Source organism: Streptomyces sp. MNU76 (assembly GCF_020982545.1).
In the GTDB taxonomy this organism is placed as follows: domain Bacteria; phylum Actinomycetota; class Actinomycetes; order Streptomycetales; family Streptomycetaceae; genus Streptomyces.
In genome coordinates, this window is sequence record NZ_JAJKLK010000026.1 from 124,086 (window position 1) to 138,785 (window position 14,700).

The window sequence follows — 14,700 nt, forward strand, 5'->3', positions numbered from 1 at the left end:
CGGATCCTCCTGCGCGGGCGGAGTCTGAACAGGGCAGTTTTCAGAGCAGACTTACTGGAAAGTAAGGAACGGGCCCGCTTCGCCACAAGACCAGGGACACGACAAAATCGAGCGACGGCGGCATCGGCCGTCGTACGGTGAGTCCGTCGGAAGGGAGAAACGTGTCGGGCAGGCTCAAACAGCCCACCGGCCGTTACGGGGGCAGATCCGCGGCGGAGCGCCGGGCCGAGCGCCGGGACCGCTTCCTCGACGCCGGGTTGCAGCTCTTCGGCGACAGCCCCGGCTTCCGGGGGACCACGATCGCGGCGCTGAGCGAGGCCGCCGGGTTGTCGACCCGCCAGTTCTACGAGGAGTTCCACTCCCTGGAGGACGTGCTCGCCGCCCTCCACCTGCGGGTCAACGACTGGGCCGAGGAGGCCGCGTTCACCGGGCTCGCCACGGCCCAGGGGCGGCCGATCGCCGAGCGGGCCACCGCGGCGTTCCACGCCTACGCCGCCAATGTCACCGGCGACCCGCGCCGGCTGCGCATCACCTTCACCGAGATCGTCGGCGTCAGCCCCCGGATGGAGCGCCAGCGCCTCGAACGCCGCGCCCGCTGGATCGACTTCATCTGCGCCGAGGCCGACGCCGCGGCGGAACGCGGCGAAGCCGTCCACCGCGACTACCGCATCGCCGCCACCGCCTTCATCGGCAGCGTCAACGGCCTCCTCCACGACTGGCAGGCCGGCTGGGTCGACGCCCCCTCGACGAGGTCGTCGACGAACTGGTCGGCCTGCTGCTGGGAATACTCCGCCCGCCGGGTTGGCGACCGGAGCAGGGCGCAGGGGTGGAGCGGTAGGGGGCGGCAGGGTGGTTCTGCGGGTGTGGGTGTGGGTGCGTGGGGCTTCCCGCGCAGTTCCCCGCGCCCCTGAAGCAGGGGCTGCGCCCCGTGCTTTCAGGCCCGCAGAGCCGTCGTCTTTCAGGCCCGCAGGCGTCCTCGCACCTCAACCGGCCAGACGGTTCACCGCGGTCAGGACCGGGGCCACTCCGTCCTCCGTGCGCAGTTCGGCGGCCAGGGTCCGGGCGCGGTGGGCGTACGACGGGTCGCCGGTCGCCCGGCGCAGGGCGACCGTCAGGGCGGTGGCGGTGAAGCCCCGCAGGGGGACGGCCCCCGGCGACACCCCGAGGGCGACCAATCGGGCCGCCCAGAAACCCTCGTCGAACTGCACCGGCACCGGTACGGCCGGGACCCCGGCGCGCAGGCCGGCCCCCGTCGTGCCCGCGCCCGCGTGGTGCACGACGGCCGCCGTCCTCGGGAAGAGCAGCGAGTGCGGCACCTCGCCCACGGTGAACATGTCGTCGCCCTCGCCCCGCAGTTCGCCCCAGCCCCGCTGGATCACCCCGCGCAGCCCGGCCGCCCGCAGGGCCCGTACGACCTCGCCGCTCATCCGCTCGGGATCGGGCACGGTGGCGCTGCCCAGGCCCACGAAGACCGGCGGCGGACCGGCGTCGAGGAAGTCAAGCAGCGGGGCGGGCAGCCGGTCCTCGCGGTCGTGGGGCCACCAGTAGCCGGTGACGTCCAGCCCGGCCCGCCAGTCCCCGGGGCGTGGCACCACCCGGGGACTGAAGCCGTGGAACACCGGCCGGTCCGGCCGTTCCCGGGCGCGCCGCGCCGCAGTCGGGCCGGTGGGCGCGAGTCCGTACTCGGCGCGCAGCCTGCGCACCTCCTCCTTGAAGATCCACTCGACGGCCGCGTTCACCGCGTGCCCCGCCGCCCGGTTGCCGAGCGGACCCCAGGAACGCACCCCGGTCATCGGGGGCGCGAAGTCCCTTGTCGGCGCCAGGGGTTGGAGGTTGACGCCCAGGCTCGGGATCGACAGGCCCTGGGCGATGGTGTGGCCAAGGGGCGCGAGGGTGCCCGCCAGCAGCAGGGCGTCACTGGTGCGGGCGGCGGCCACCAGATCGCCAGCCATCCGCCCGACCAGACTCCGGGCCATCTCCACCGCCCGGTACAGCTTCCCGGCGCCCGTGGAACTGCGGTGCAGGCCCTGCCCGCGCTCCGACTCCAGTTCTGCCCGCGGATCCACGGGCAGAGCGTGGAAGGCGACGCCCGAGCCCGCCACCAGCGGTTCGAACCGGGTGTGGGTCACCAGTGTGACCTCGTGCCCCGCCCGCACCAGCCCGTGTCCGAGCCCGGTGTACGGCGCCACGTCACCCCGGGAACCCGCCGTCATGATCGCTACACGCACGCCCGCCAGTATGGCGGCGCGACCACACCGAGTCAGGGGGAGCGCACCGGGATGACCCGAAAGAGCCCCCGCGTCCGGCCAGTTCGCCGGCGGACGACCCGCTCGTCCCCGGTGTCCCGGCTATTGCGGCTACTCGTCCCAGGCCTGGATCATCGTGTGGTCGACGATCTTCCCGTCCTTCAGCGAGATCATCGAACTCGCCAGGACCCGCACCCCGTCGGGGTACTCGCAGGACTCGGTGAACGCGACCTGGTCGCCCTGGACCAGGCACTGCTCGACCTTGTGCGTCATCTCCCGGCTGCACACGTCGTCGAGCATCGCGCCGATCTCGGACCGGCCGTGCAGGACCTTGGGGTGGCTGGGCTGGGTGTTGCGGTCCACGACGCGCAGCTCGGCGTCTTCCGCGTAGAGCGACGTCAGAGTCGCCGCGTTCGCTTCCTCCGTGCCCCTGCGCAGCGCTTCGACGTCGAAGGCGGGGCTGGTCGAGGTGCCCATGGATGACCTCCTTCGAAGGCCGTGGCCCGGCATAGGTCAGCGGGCCGCGAACGGCCTCTCCCCACGAGGCTCCTCCGCCCGGCGCGACACGGCAAGCGCAGGCGCGAGCGCGGGCGCGCGCCGCACGGTGGGGCCCACGCCGCACGTCCCGGGATGCGCCTCACGGGTGAGCGGCCGTGACCGTCGAGGGCCGGGGGCCGTTGCTGAGGGCATGATCTCAACTCGACGTATCGTCGCCGCCGTGGGTCTCGCCGTCGGTGTCACCGGCCTGGCCGCCCCGATGGCGAACGCGGACGCCGTCGCGGAAGCGACCCAGCTCAACCCGATGACCACGCTGGACTCGCTCGCCGTCAGCGACCTGCCCGAGGAGCACCGGGCGGCCCTGCCCCGCCCCTCGCAGCAGCTGAAAAGCCTCAACCAGGTGCACGAGCTGAACCGGCTGAACGAACTGCACCAGGTCACCGACCTGGCCGCGCCCGCCCTCGGCCTGCTGGGCGCCATCGAGTAGCGGAGCCGGTCGTGCACGGACCGTGAGCCCCACCGCGGACCTTGTGGTGGGGCTCTTGACATGCCCGGGGACCGGGCAGAGGATCACGGAACAGTAACGTAATTGAATTTCGCACTACGAACGCTCCCGACCGATCATGCTCGATCACGTACCGTCGTCGATACGTACCCCCGAGGAAGCCGCAATGGCCATCACCCGTGACCTTCTGATCGGCGGCAAGGACGTGCCCGCCACGTCCGGCCGCACCGCCGATGACCTCGACCCGTACACGGGGGAGGTGTACGCGACGGTCGCGGCGGCCGGGCCGGAGGACGTCCGGCGGGCCGTGGACGCCGCAGACGCCGCCTTCGAGGAGTGGGCCGCGCTCACCCCCTTCGCGCGACGGGCGATCTTCTTCAAGGCGGCGGATCTGCTGGAGGGCCGGGGCGAGCAGGTCGCCGAGATCATGGCCCGGGAGGCGGGCGGCACCCGGCCGTGGGCGTTCTTCAACGTGGCGCTGGCGGCGAACATCCTGCGGGAGGCGGCGGCCGCGATCACCGCGCCGCGCGGCGAGGTCCTCAGCAGCCAGAAGGAGGGCGCGCTCGGTCTCGCGGTGCGTGAACCGCTGGGCGTGGTGGCGGCGTTCGCGCCGTGGAACGCGCCCGTCATCCTCGGTGTACGGGCCGTCGCGGCGCCGCTGGCCGCCGGGAACACGGTCGTCGTCAAGCCCAGCGAGGACGCGCCGATCGCCTGCGGCCTGCTGGTCGCGGACGTGTTCCGCGAGGCGGGCCTCCCCGACGGCGTGCTCAACGTCGTCACCAACGCCCCCGAGGACGCCGCGGAGATCGCCGAGGCGCTGATCTCCGACGAGCGGGTACGCGCGGTGAACTTCACCGGCTCCACCGGCGTCGGCCGTATCATCGGCGAGCACGCGGCCCGTCATCTCAAGCCCGCCGTGCTGGAGTTGGGCGGCAAGAACTCCGTGATCGTGCTCGACGACGCCGATGTGGACTACGCGGTCGACGCCGTCACCTTCAGCGTCTTCATGAACGCCGGGCAGATCTGCATGTCCGGCGACCGCATCCTCGTCCATGAGTCGCTGGCCGAGGAGTTCGCGCAGAAGTTCACCGCCAAGGTCGCCGGTCTCCGGGCCGGGGACCCGAACCACCCTCACACGGTGGTCGGCCCGCTGGTCAGCGCCTCCGCCGCACAGCGGATCGCCGCCCTGGTCAAGGACGCCGTCGCCAAGGGCGCCACGGTGCTCACCGGGGGCGGGCAGCCCGAGGGTGCGGTGCACCCGGCGACCGTGCTCACCGACGTCCCCGAGGACGCCGACCTCTACTACCAGGAGTCCTTCGGCCCGCTCTGCGTCGTGCGGTCGTTCGCCGACGACGCGGACGCCGTGGCGGTCGCCAACGACACCGACAACGGTCTGAGCTGCGGCATCATCACCGAGAACGCCACCCACGGACTGGCCGTCGCGCGCCGGATCCGTACCGGCATCGTGCACGTGAACGACCAGTCGGTGGCGGACGAGCCGATGGCCCCCTTCGGCGGGATCAAGGCCTCCGGCTACGGCCGCTTCGGCGGCCGCTGGGGCATCGAGGCGTTCTCCAACACCCGCTGGGTGACCATCGCCGGCCAGCAGTCGCACTTCCCCTTCTGACGCCCCGGGGCCGGCGAGGCCGCGGCTAACCGGCCGTCGCGAGGAACTGCGTGGCCGCCAGCTCCGCGTACAGCGGGTCGGCGGCCACGAGTTCACGGTGGGTGCCGACCGCGCGGACCCGGCCCGCGTCCATGACCACGATGCGGTCGGCCATCGTCACCGTGGACAGCCGGTGGGCCACCACCAGCACCGTCGTCGTGCGGGCCACGTCGGCGACCGTGTCCCGCAGCGCCGCCTCGTTCACCGCGTCCAACTGGCTCGTCGCCTCGTCGAGCAGCAGCAGCCGGGGGCGGCGCAGCAGGGCCCGCGCGATGGCGACCCGCTGACGCTCACCGCCGGAGAGCTTGGTGCCCCGGTGCCCGACCAGGGTCTCCAGGCCCTGCGGGAGCCGGGCGACCAGCCCGTCCAGCCGGGTCGTCTTCAGCACCCGGCCGACATCGCCCTCGTCGGCCAGCGGGTTGCCCAGGAGCAGGTTGTCCCGCAACGTCCCCGACAGCACCGGCGCGTCCTGTTCGACGTACCCGATCGCGGACCGCAGCCGGGACAGGTCCCACTCGGCGACGTCGCGGCCGTCGACCGTGATGACGCCCGCCTCGGGGTCGTAGAACCGCTCGATCAGCGAGAAGACCGTCGTCTTGCCCGCGCCCGACGGGCCGACGAACGCCGTCATGCCCCGCGCGGGGACCTCGAAGGTCACCCCGTGGTGGACGTACGGCAGGTCGTCGGCGTACCGGAAACGGACCTCGTCGAAGGCGAGCGCGGCCGGCTCAGCGTCCGGGGACGGCAGCGGAGCCGCCTCGCCGGCCGGTTCGGCGGGCAGCCGCAGCGCCTCCTGGATGCGGGCGAGCGCGGCGGCACCGGTCTGGTACTGCGTGATCGCGCCCACGACCTGCTGGATCGGCGACATCAGATAGAAGACGTACAGCAGGAACGCCACCAGCGTGCCCACGTCGATCGCGCCGGTCGCGACCCGCGCGCCGCCCACCGCCAGCACGGTGATGAAGGCGATCTGCATGGCGAGCCCGGCCGTGTTCCCGGCGGCCGCCGACCACTTGGCGGCCCGGACGCTCTGCCGCCACGACTCCTCGGCCGCCGCGTGGATCGTCTCCTCCTCGCGGTGCTCGGCACCGGACGCCTTCACCGTGCGCAGCGCGCCGAGGATCCGCTCCAGCGAGGCGCCCATCGCGCCGACCGCGTCCTGCGCGGCCCTGCTCGCCCGGTTGATGCGCGGCACGATCACCCCGAACACCACGCCCGCGCCCACGATCACGCTCAGCGTCACGACCAGGAGCACCGGGTCCACCAGACCCATCAGCACCACCGTCGCCACCAGGGTGAGTCCGCCGGTGCCGAGGCCCACCAGGGTGTCGGTGGTCACCTCGCGCAGCAGAGTGGTGTCGGAGGTGATCCGCGCCATCAGATCGCCCGGCTCGCTGCGGTCCACCGCGGTGATCCGCAGTCGCAGCAGATACGACGACAGGGCGCGCCGCGCGCCGAGCACCACCGACTCGGCGGTGCGCCGCAGCACGTACGAACCCACCGCGCCCACGGCCGCGTTGGTGACGACCAGCACGGACATGAGGACCAGCGCCCAGGTGATCGTCCGGTCGTGCGACAGGTCGTCGATCAGCTCCCGGGCCACCAGCGGCAGGGCGAGGCCGGTGGCTCCGGTGACGAGCGACAGCACCGCGCCCAGCAGCAGGGTCCAGCGATGGGGCCGTACATAGCCGAGCAGCAGCCGCCAGGTGGGTGGCTGCCGCTCGGCGGTGGTCTCAGGGGTGCTCACGAGGCTCCTCGGCAGGTCGGTCGGGGAGTGGGGACCGGGGCGCGGAGCTTCAGCCTACGTCGGGCGTGAGGAGCACCGGGAACGACTTTCAACCGCCCAGCAGCAGCTCCCGGTCCCGGGTGACGGTGAGCACGGCCGACGGGGTGGTGGTGCCGACGTCGTCGGTCGGGCATTCCTCGGTCGTGCGGGCCGGCACCTCGCCCGGATCCAGTTCGAGGTACGTCCGCACACCGTCCCGGCGCAGCACGTCGAGCGCGTCCGAGAACCGCACGGGATCACGCAACTCCCGTACCCGGAAGTCCGGTTCGGTGGCATCGGCCTCGACCGGCCCCGCGGTGACGCGGAGAGCAGCGGGTGTGCGGGGGACTGAGGTCCAGGCTCCGCAGGGTGGCCCGGTACTCGTCGAGGAGCAGATCGAGGTGGGCCGAGTGCACGGCCGGTCCCACGCGCAGCAGCCGGGTCCGACGGCCCCGGTCCGCCCAGTCGCCGTGCAGCGCCTCACCGCGTCCCGGTCACCGGTGCCGCTCGCACTCACCGAGACCGTCCCCGAGCGGCGCGAGCGGGGCGGCGTGCTCGTGGGCTGCGGAGCCGTGGACGAGTCGAACCGGTACGCGACCACGCCCGGCTGGACCGTGCACGCCCCCGGACACCCCGACGAGGTGCGGCGCACCGTCACGGCCGCCCTCGCCCGCGGGGAGCGCGCGTACGTCCATGTCTCCGCGCGCTCCAACACCTCCACGTACGAGGCCACCGGCGGTTTCCGTCTGGTACGACCGGGTCTCGACGGCGTCGTGCTCGCCGTGGGCGCCGCCCTCGATCCCGTGCTGCGCGCCACCGCGGGACTGGACCTCGCCGTCCTCTACGCCACCACCATCCGCCCCTTCGACGAGATCGGCCTGCGCACGGCCGTCCTCGCCGCCGACCACGCCGATGTCGTCCTCGTCGAGCCCTGCCTGCCCGGCACGACGGCGAGCCGGGTCGCCCGGACCCTCGTCCACGTGCCCCACCGTCTGCCGGCCCTCCGCGACGCGGACGGCCTGGACGAGAACGGGATCGCCAGGGCCGTGCGGGACATCATGCGCTGACGCGGCGGGCGCGTGCCACGCACGTGGGTGACCGCCGCGAGGCGAGGGAGGGCAGGGCGCCCCCCAGGTGTCGCGGGCAGCCTGTTTCGGCCACGGCTCCGGCCGCTCGGGAGGCCCTACCGGCTGGTCAGTCCGTAGGGTGACCGTGGGCGGGCGACCGCCCTCTCACGGATCGACGGAAAGGTTCACCATGGCGCAGGAAGTACGCGGCGTGATCGCACCCGGCAGGAACGAGCCGGTGCGGATCGAGACGATCGTGGTGCCCGACCCGGGACCGGGGGAGGCCGTGGTGAAGGTTCAGGCGTGCGGGGTGTGCCACACGGACCTGCACTACAAGCAGGGGGGCATCAACGACGACTTCCCCTTCCTGCTCGGCCATGAGGCGGCCGGTGTGGTGGAGTCGGTGGGGGAGGGGGTCACGGATGTCGCGCCCGGTGATTTCGTCATCCTCAACTGGCGTGCGGTGTGCGGCAGTTGCCGGGCCTGTCGGCGTGGTCGCCCCTGGTACTGCTTCGCCACCCACAACGCGACGCAGAAGATGACCCTCGCCTCCACCGGTCAGGAGCTGGCGCCCGCCCTCGGGATCGGCGCCTTCGCGGAGAAGACGCTCGTCGCCGCGGGCCAGTGCACCAAGGTCGACCCGGCCGCCGCCCCCGCGGTGGCCGGACTGCTGGGCTGCGGGGTGATGGCGGGCATCGGGGCCGCGATCAACACCGGGAACGTGGGGCGCGGGGACAGTGTCGCCGTCATCGGCTGCGGCGGCGTCGGCGACGCGGCCATCGCCGGGTCCCGGCTGGCGGGCGCCGAGAAGATCATCGCCGTCGACATCGACGACCGGAAGCTGAGCACCGCCAAGAGCATCGGCGCCACCCACACGGTCAACTCCAAGAACACCGACCCCGTCGAGGCGATCCGTGAACTGACCGGAGGTTTCGGCGCCGACGTCGTCATCGAGGCGGTCGGCCGCCCCGAGACCTACAAGCAGGCCTTCTACGCCCGTGACCTGGCGGGCACGGTCGTCCTCGTCGGCGTGCCGACTCCGGAGATGAAGCTCGAACTGCCCCTCCTGGACGTCTTCGGCCGCGGCGGCGCCCTGAAGTCCTCCTGGTACGGCGACTGCCTGCCCGACCGCGACTTCCCCATGCTGATCAACCTCTACCTCCAGGGCCGCCTGGATCTGGAGGCGTTCGTCACGGAGACCATCGGGCTCGACGACGTGGAGAAGGCCTTCGAGCGGATGCACGGCGGCGACGTCCTGCGCTCGGTGGTGACGCTCTGATGGCCGCCCGTATCGAACACCTCGTCACCTCGGGTCAGTTCAGCCTCGACGGCGGCACCTGGGACGTCGACAACAACGTCTGGCTCGTCGGCGACGACCACGAGGTGATCGTCATCGACGCCGCCCACGACGCCGACGCCATCGCGGAGGCCGTGGGCGACCGCCGGCTGAAGGCCATCGTGTGCACCCACGCGCACAACGACCACATCGACGCCGCCCCCGCGCTCGCCGAGCGCACCGGCGCGTCGATCTGGCTCCACCCCGACGACCTGCCGCTGTGGAAGCAGACCCACCCGGACCGACTGCCCGACCACTGGCTGGCCGACGGACAGGTCATCGAGGCCGCCGGCGCCGACCTGACCGTCCTGCACACCCCCGGCCACGCCCCGGGCGCCGTCTGCCTCTACGACCCCGGCCTCGGCACGGTCTTCACCGGCGACACCCTCTTCTCCGGCGGCCCCGGCGCCACCGGCCGTTCCTACTCCCATTTCCCGACGATCATCGACTCGATCCGCGACCGCCTCCTCGCCCTCCCACCCGACACGGTCGTGCGCACGGGCCACGGCGACAGCACGACGATCGGGGCCGAGGCCCCGCATCTGCAGGAGTGGATCGACAGGGGCCACTGATCCGAAGAGTCCCGCACCCGCGCCCCGAAAGGGGCGCGGGGCTGTATCGAACATGCGGCTCCGCCGCGTGGGTGCGACAAGCACCGACGAACCCGCAGCCGCCCGATCACCCCGTCGAAACCGAGCCATGGGGCGGGCCCACGGAAAACCCGACAGAAGATGTCCGGCTTCCACGACACCCTCGTGTCGACGACGCCGGACCACCCCCGGCGTCGGCCAAGGTGTCACCCGTACGCAATGGAGGTCGCAGATGTCGAAGCCACTGGACGGCAAGGTCGCACTGGTCGCGGGAGCCACCCGCGGAGCGGGCCGGGGGATCGCCGTGGAGCTGGGGGCGGCCGGAGCGACGGTCTACGCGACGGGGCGTTCCACGCGGGAGCGGCGCTCCGAGTACGACCGCCCGGAGACCCTGGAGGACACCGCCGACCTCGTCACCGAGGCCGGCGGCCACGGCATCGCCGTACCCACCGACCATCTCGAACCGGAACAGGTCCGCTCCCTCGTCGACCGGATCGCCGAGGAGCGGGGCCGGCTGGACGTCCTCGTCAACGATGTCTGGGGCGGCGAGAAGCTCTTCGAGTGGGAGAGTCCGGTCTGGGAGCACGATCTCGACAACGGGCTGCGGCTGCTGCGCCTCGCCGTCGAGACCCATGCCATCACCAGCCACTTCGCCCTGCCGCTGCTGCTGCGCAACCCCGGCGGCCTGGTCGTGGAGATGACCGACGGCACGGCCGAGTACAACGGGGCCAACTACCGCGCCACCTTCTTCTACGACCTCGCCAAGTCCGCCGTCCTGCGCATGGCGTTCGCCCTCGGCCATGAGCTGGGGCCGCGCGGCGCCACCGCCGTGGCCCTCACCCCCGGCTGGCTCCGCTCGGAGATGATGCTCGACGGGTTCGGGGTCACCGAGGAGAACTGGCGGGACGCCCTCGAACGCGTCCCCCACTTCGCCATCTCCGAGACCCCCCGCTTCGTCGGCCGGGCCGTCGCCGCGCTCGCCGCCGACCCGGAGGTCGCCCGCTTCAACGGGCAGTCCCTCTCCAGCGGTTCCCTCGCCCGGACCTACGGCTTCACCGACCTCGACGGCAGCCGGCCGGACGCCTGGCGCTACATCGTCGAGGTCCAGGACGCGGGCAAGCCGGCGGACACCACCGGCTACCGCTGACCGCCGTCACCGGCGCCCGCCCGGGCCCCGTCACCGGCATCGGGTCGGCCCTCGTCGCCCTGGTTCAGCCGGACACCGTCGCCGTAATGGGGTGGCGGGGACGGCAGCTGCCAGCGCGCCGCGTGGCCGGGCGGGAGCGCCAGGTCCTCGCGCACGGCGACGTAGTAGGCCTCCCGCCCGGCCCGCTGCCGCTCCAGCAGCACCTGCCAGGCCGCCGGGTCACTGGTCCCGGCGCGCAGGAACTCCTCCATCCTCATCACCGTGACGACCCAGGCGCGGGCCTTCTCCACCACCTCGGGACTGCCGAGGAGCAGCAGTGCCTCGCCGGAGGGATCCCGGGCGACCGTCGCCTCCGCCATGAGGGGCGCGGCCTCCTCCGGTGACAGGGGTGGGGATGGGGGTCGTTGCCGAGGTGGGAGGCGACCCGGTACGTCAGGGTGATGGACTGCTTCAGGGCCCGTGCCCAGTCGGCGTACACCGAGAGCCGCCGCTCCTCCCAACGGGTCTCCCGCTCGCGCCGGAACCGCACCTGCTCGCCCCGCATCACCACGAGGTACGAGCCGAGCGCGCCGATCACCACGCCGAGCAGGGCCGGGAGTTGCTGGATCAAAGTCGACATGATCAGACCGTATCCGGGGCCAGGACCGCGGGCGAAGGGCGGCGTGACGGGCGGCTGTCGGCGGTCGGCGCGGAGTACGTTCTGCCGTATGCATGCGACGGGACGTTTCGAGGGGTACGGGGTTCTCATCACGGGCGCGGCGCGCGGGATCGGCGCGGCGACGGCCCGGCGGCTGGCCGAGGAGGGGGCACATGTACTCGTCACGGACGTCGACCTGGCGGCGGCCGAGCGTACCGTGACGGAGCTGCGACAGCGGGGGCTGGCAGCGGAGGCGTACCGGTGCGACGTCGGGGACCGGGGGTCAGTCGAGGCAGCGGTCACGCACGCGGTGGCCGTCCTCGGTTCGCTCGACGTCCTGGTGAACAACGCCTTCGGCTGCACCCCGGACGTGCCGCTCTTCGAGGACACCCCGGACGAGTCCTGGGCCCGCGACCTCGACCTCACCCTGACCGGGGCGTTCCGGTGCTCCCGCGCCGCCCTGCCGCACCTGGTGGCCTCGGGGCGCGGTGCCATCGTCAACATCGGCTCCGTGAACGGCCTTCAGGACTTCGGCAACCACGCCTACAGCGCCGCGAAGGCCGGCCTCGGCTCCCTGACCCGTACCCTCGCGGGCGACGCCGCGCCCCGTGGCGTCCGGGTCAACCTGGTTGCCCCCGGCACGGTCCGCACCCCCGGCTGGGCGGGCCGCGAGGCCCACTTGGACGACCTCGCCGAGATCTATCCCCTGGGCCGTGTCGGCGAGCCGGCCGACATCGCGGCGGCCGTGGCCTTCCTCGCCTCCCGGGACGCGGCCTGGATCACCGGCACCACCCTGCGCGTCGACGGCGGTCTGCTGGCCGTCAACACCGCGTTCGCCCGGGCGGCGCGAGCCTGGCGGGACGAGGAGCGGGCATAGGACCCTGGTGGGGTCACGGCCCGGTGGCCGCGTCGACCGTCTCCGTCGCGGCGACCACGGCTGCGAGAACGCGTTCCGTGTCCGCCGCCGTCGTACGCCAGTTGCTGAACGCGGCCCGCAGTGCGTGCGTCCCACCGAGGACGGTCGGGGTCACGAAGACCTCGCCGGAGACGGCGATCGCGTGGGCCAGGGCCTGGACCCGTTCCCGGGTGGGCCGTTCGGCGAGGGTGAAGCAGACGACGTTCAGCCGGACGGGGGCCACCAGGGTCAACCCCGGCACCTGGGCCAGCCGTTCACCGAGGGCACGCGCGAGCTCCACGTTGCGCTCGACGATCTCGCGGTGCCCTGCCCGGCCGTACGCCACGAGGGAGAACCAGGCCGGGAGGGCGCGCAGCCGACGGGAGTTCTCCGGTGTGAGGTGCAGGAAGTCGGGGTCGCCGGTGGGCAGGCCGAGGTACGGGGAGTCGTTGCGGAAGACACGCACCTGGAGGTCCTGGCGGCGGGTGAACTGGACGGCGGCGTCGTAGGGCACGTTCAGCCACTTGTGGAGGTCCACGCAGATCGAGTCGGCGCAGTCGAGGCCGTCGACGAGATGCGCGTACGACGGCGACAGCGCGGCGAAGGCGCCGAACGCGGCATCCACGTGGAGCCAGAAGTCATGGCGTTCCTTGAGCGCGGCGACCGCCCGCAGGTCGTCGAAGTCGACCGAGTTGACGGTCCCGGCGTTGGCCACGACGATCGCCGGCCGCCCGTCCAGTGCCGAGGGCGGCGGCGAGGGCCTCCACGTCCACGGCCTCACGGCCCCCGGGCAGCAGGGGGACGGTACGCAGCCGGTCACGGCCGACGCCGAGCACCGAGAGCGCCTTGGCGACGCTGGAGTGCGGGCTGCCGGAGAGCACGTCGACAGGGCCGAGGGCGGCGACGCCCTCCTGGGACACGTCCACGCCCAGCCGTTCGCCGAGCCACTCGCGGGCGACGGCGAGCCCCACGATGTTGGAGACGGTCGCGCCGGTCACGAAGGCGCCGCCGTACTCCGCGCCCAGCCCGAACAACTCCCGCAGCCACCCCAGCGTCTGCCGTTCCAGGGCGCTCGCGGAGGAGTCCTGGCCGCCCGAGACGTTCTGGTCGTACGCACCGGTCAGCCAGTCCCCGGCGACGGCGGCAGGCGTGGCCCCGCCGGTGACGAAGCCGAGGTACCGGGGGCCGGCCGATCCGGAGAATCCGCCGGCCCAGCGCTCGGCGAACTCCGTCAGGGCCCCTGACGCCCCGACGCCCTCGACGGGCAGCGGTACGGTCCCGGGCGGTCCGTCGAGCCGGGCGACGGGCCGGTCCGCGAGGCCCATCACCTCCCCGGCGGCGAAGTCACGGGCGGCCTGCAGCAGTTCGGGAAGCCGGGAGAGATCGTCGGCGAGTACGGGGTCCATGATCGGCAGCGTAGGGCGGGGAGCGGAACGTGGTCCCGGTCCACTCGCGAGGAACTGGCCCTGTCGGCGAGCGGAGGCGTCCGGAGGGTCCGGGGGGCCGGGCACTCCTTCCCTTTCCGGTAATTGGCCGGGGGCTGTCGGCGAATGATGCGCCTATTCCCACTCAGCGGGCAAGCGTTTCCGTGAAATTACTGAAGTTGCCCCGGCGTACCCCGCGACAGAAGCCGTCAAGATATCTGAAAGACCGTCATAGGAGTACGATCCGGACGCCGTCGAAAAACTTCGTCGAGGCTTGAACGGCGCCCACGGTCTTCACGTATTCCACACCGTGAGCAGGATTCCCGTTACCGTCACCGTCGCGTACCAGGTGGTGCCGGGGCGTGAGGCCGACTTTCACTCCTGGGGGTGGGCCGCGCTGCGTACGAGTGCGCAGCAGCCGGGTTTTCTGGGAGGTGGCGTACTTGTCGACGGAGAGGCTGATTGGCATGTGGTCTACCGCTTCGACAGCGAGGACTCGGCCCGGACCTGGGAGAATTCCGTGGTCTGGGCGCAGTTATCGGCCCGCGCCGACCCATTGGCGCAGGAGACGGGTCGGCGGAGCATCGTGGGTTCCAGGGCCTGGTTCGACTCCCAGGCCGCGCGGGCCCCGACACCGGCCGGCCCGCCGGGGCCACCCCCGAAATGGAAACTCTGGTTGGTGAATTCCGGTGCGGTCTTCCCGCCCGTGTTCTTGTTCAACCAGGCAATACTTCCCTATCTCAACGACCTGAATCCGCTTTTCCGTACACTTCTGCTGTGTCTGACCGTGGCAGCCATCGTCACCTGGATTCTCATGCCGAGACTCCAGAGATTCCTGAAGAAATGGCTGTATCCGCCGTTGCAGGCGTTGCGCGGTCGGCACAAACGACGGACCGCCTAGGTCCGAGAACGAAGAGGGGGGTG

General features: G+C 72.3%; 12 protein-coding genes and 3 pseudogenes. 9 read left to right on the plus strand and 6 right to left on the minus strand.

Annotated features, from left to right (window positions below; all coding sequences use genetic code 11):
- Positions 1-161: 161 nt before the first annotated feature.
- A pseudogene (locus E4N62_RS41330) lies at positions 162-838 on the plus strand (TetR/AcrR family transcriptional regulator).
- A 145-nt stretch (positions 839-983) separates the two neighbouring features.
- Here the strand turns inward: E4N62_RS41330 and E4N62_RS41335 are convergent.
- The gene (locus E4N62_RS41335; protein ID WP_230223224.1) at positions 984-2,213 is read right to left on the minus strand and encodes a glycosyltransferase; all 1,230 of its coding nucleotides are present in this window, start codon (positions 2,211-2,213) and stop codon (positions 984-986) included.
- 144 nt (positions 2,214-2,357) lie between these two features.
- Positions 2,358-2,723 (minus strand): nuclear transport factor 2 family protein, encoded by a 366-nt coding sequence (locus E4N62_RS41340; protein WP_230223087.1) that lies wholly within the window; start codon positions 2,721-2,723, stop codon positions 2,358-2,360.
- Positions 2,724-2,934: 211 nt separating this feature from the next.
- Between E4N62_RS41340 and E4N62_RS41345 the strand changes: the two genes are divergently transcribed.
- Both E4N62_RS41345 and E4N62_RS41350 read left to right on the plus strand, forming a co-directional pair.
- Positions 2,935-3,231: a hypothetical protein gene (locus tag E4N62_RS41345; RefSeq protein ID WP_230223089.1), complete on the plus strand. Its 297-nt coding sequence runs from the start codon at positions 2,935-2,937 to the stop codon at positions 3,229-3,231.
- 184 nt (positions 3,232-3,415) lie between these two features.
- Positions 3,416-4,876, plus strand: a complete 1,461-nt coding sequence (locus E4N62_RS41350; RefSeq protein ID WP_230223091.1) for an aldehyde dehydrogenase family protein — start codon at positions 3,416-3,418, stop codon at positions 4,874-4,876.
- Positions 4,877-4,901: 25 nt separating this feature from the next.
- Here the strand turns inward: E4N62_RS41350 and E4N62_RS41355 are convergent, their stop codons facing one another.
- Both E4N62_RS41355 and E4N62_RS41360 read right to left on the minus strand, forming a co-directional pair.
- Positions 4,902-6,662 carry an ABC transporter ATP-binding protein gene (locus tag E4N62_RS41355; protein WP_230223093.1) on the minus strand — a complete coding sequence of 587 codons (1,761 nt, stop codon included), beginning with the start codon at positions 6,660-6,662 and terminating at the stop codon, positions 4,902-4,904.
- Between the two features lie 88 nt (positions 6,663-6,750).
- Positions 6,751-6,933: a hypothetical protein gene (locus E4N62_RS41360; RefSeq protein WP_230223095.1), complete on the minus strand. Its 183-nt coding sequence runs from the start codon at positions 6,931-6,933 to the stop codon at positions 6,751-6,753.
- Between the two features lie 85 nt (positions 6,934-7,018).
- On the opposite strand from E4N62_RS41360, the gene E4N62_RS41365 reads away from it, so the two are divergent.
- The 4 genes from E4N62_RS41365 to E4N62_RS41380 all read left to right on the plus strand — a co-directional run bounded on the left by E4N62_RS41365 (position 7,019) and on the right by E4N62_RS41380 (position 10,820).
- Positions 7,019-7,747: a transketolase gene (locus tag E4N62_RS41365; protein WP_230223097.1), complete on the plus strand. Its 729-nt coding sequence runs from the start codon at positions 7,019-7,021 to the stop codon at positions 7,745-7,747.
- Positions 7,748-7,937: 190 nt separating this feature from the next.
- Positions 7,938-9,026 carry an S-(hydroxymethyl)mycothiol dehydrogenase gene (locus E4N62_RS41370; RefSeq protein WP_184902755.1) on the plus strand — a complete coding sequence of 363 codons (1,089 nt, stop codon included), beginning with the start codon at positions 7,938-7,940 and terminating at the stop codon, positions 9,024-9,026.
- Entirely contained in the window at positions 9,026-9,655 is a 630-nt protein-coding gene (locus tag E4N62_RS41375; protein WP_230223099.1) for an MBL fold metallo-hydrolase, read from the plus strand. Before E4N62_RS41370 ends, E4N62_RS41375 begins: the two co-directional genes overlap by 1 nt.
- 250 nt (positions 9,656-9,905) lie before the next feature.
- The gene (locus E4N62_RS41380) at positions 9,906-10,820 is read left to right on the plus strand and encodes an SDR family oxidoreductase (protein ID WP_230223102.1); all 915 of its coding nucleotides are present in this window, start codon (positions 9,906-9,908) and stop codon (positions 10,818-10,820) included.
- Here the strand turns inward: E4N62_RS41380 and E4N62_RS41385 are convergent.
- Positions 10,811-11,439 (minus strand): annotated as a pseudogene (locus tag E4N62_RS41385) (hypothetical protein). The gene E4N62_RS41380 and the pseudogene E4N62_RS41385 overlap by 10 nt on opposite strands.
- A gap of 88 nt (positions 11,440-11,527) precedes the next feature.
- On the opposite strand from E4N62_RS41385, the gene E4N62_RS41390 reads away from it, so the two are divergent.
- Positions 11,528-12,334 (plus strand): SDR family NAD(P)-dependent oxidoreductase, encoded by an 807-nt coding sequence (locus E4N62_RS41390; protein WP_230223104.1) that lies wholly within the window; start codon positions 11,528-11,530, stop codon positions 12,332-12,334.
- Between the two features lie 13 nt (positions 12,335-12,347).
- Here E4N62_RS41390 and E4N62_RS41395 read toward each other — a convergent pair.
- Positions 12,348-13,758: pseudogene (locus E4N62_RS41395) on the minus strand (aspartate aminotransferase family protein).
- Between the two features lie 328 nt (positions 13,759-14,086).
- Between E4N62_RS41395 and E4N62_RS41400 the strand changes: the two are divergent.
- Positions 14,087-14,677, plus strand: a complete 591-nt coding sequence (locus E4N62_RS41400) for an antibiotic biosynthesis monooxygenase (RefSeq protein ID WP_230223106.1) — start codon at positions 14,087-14,089, stop codon at positions 14,675-14,677.
- The last annotated feature ends 23 nt before the right edge of the window (positions 14,678-14,700 follow it).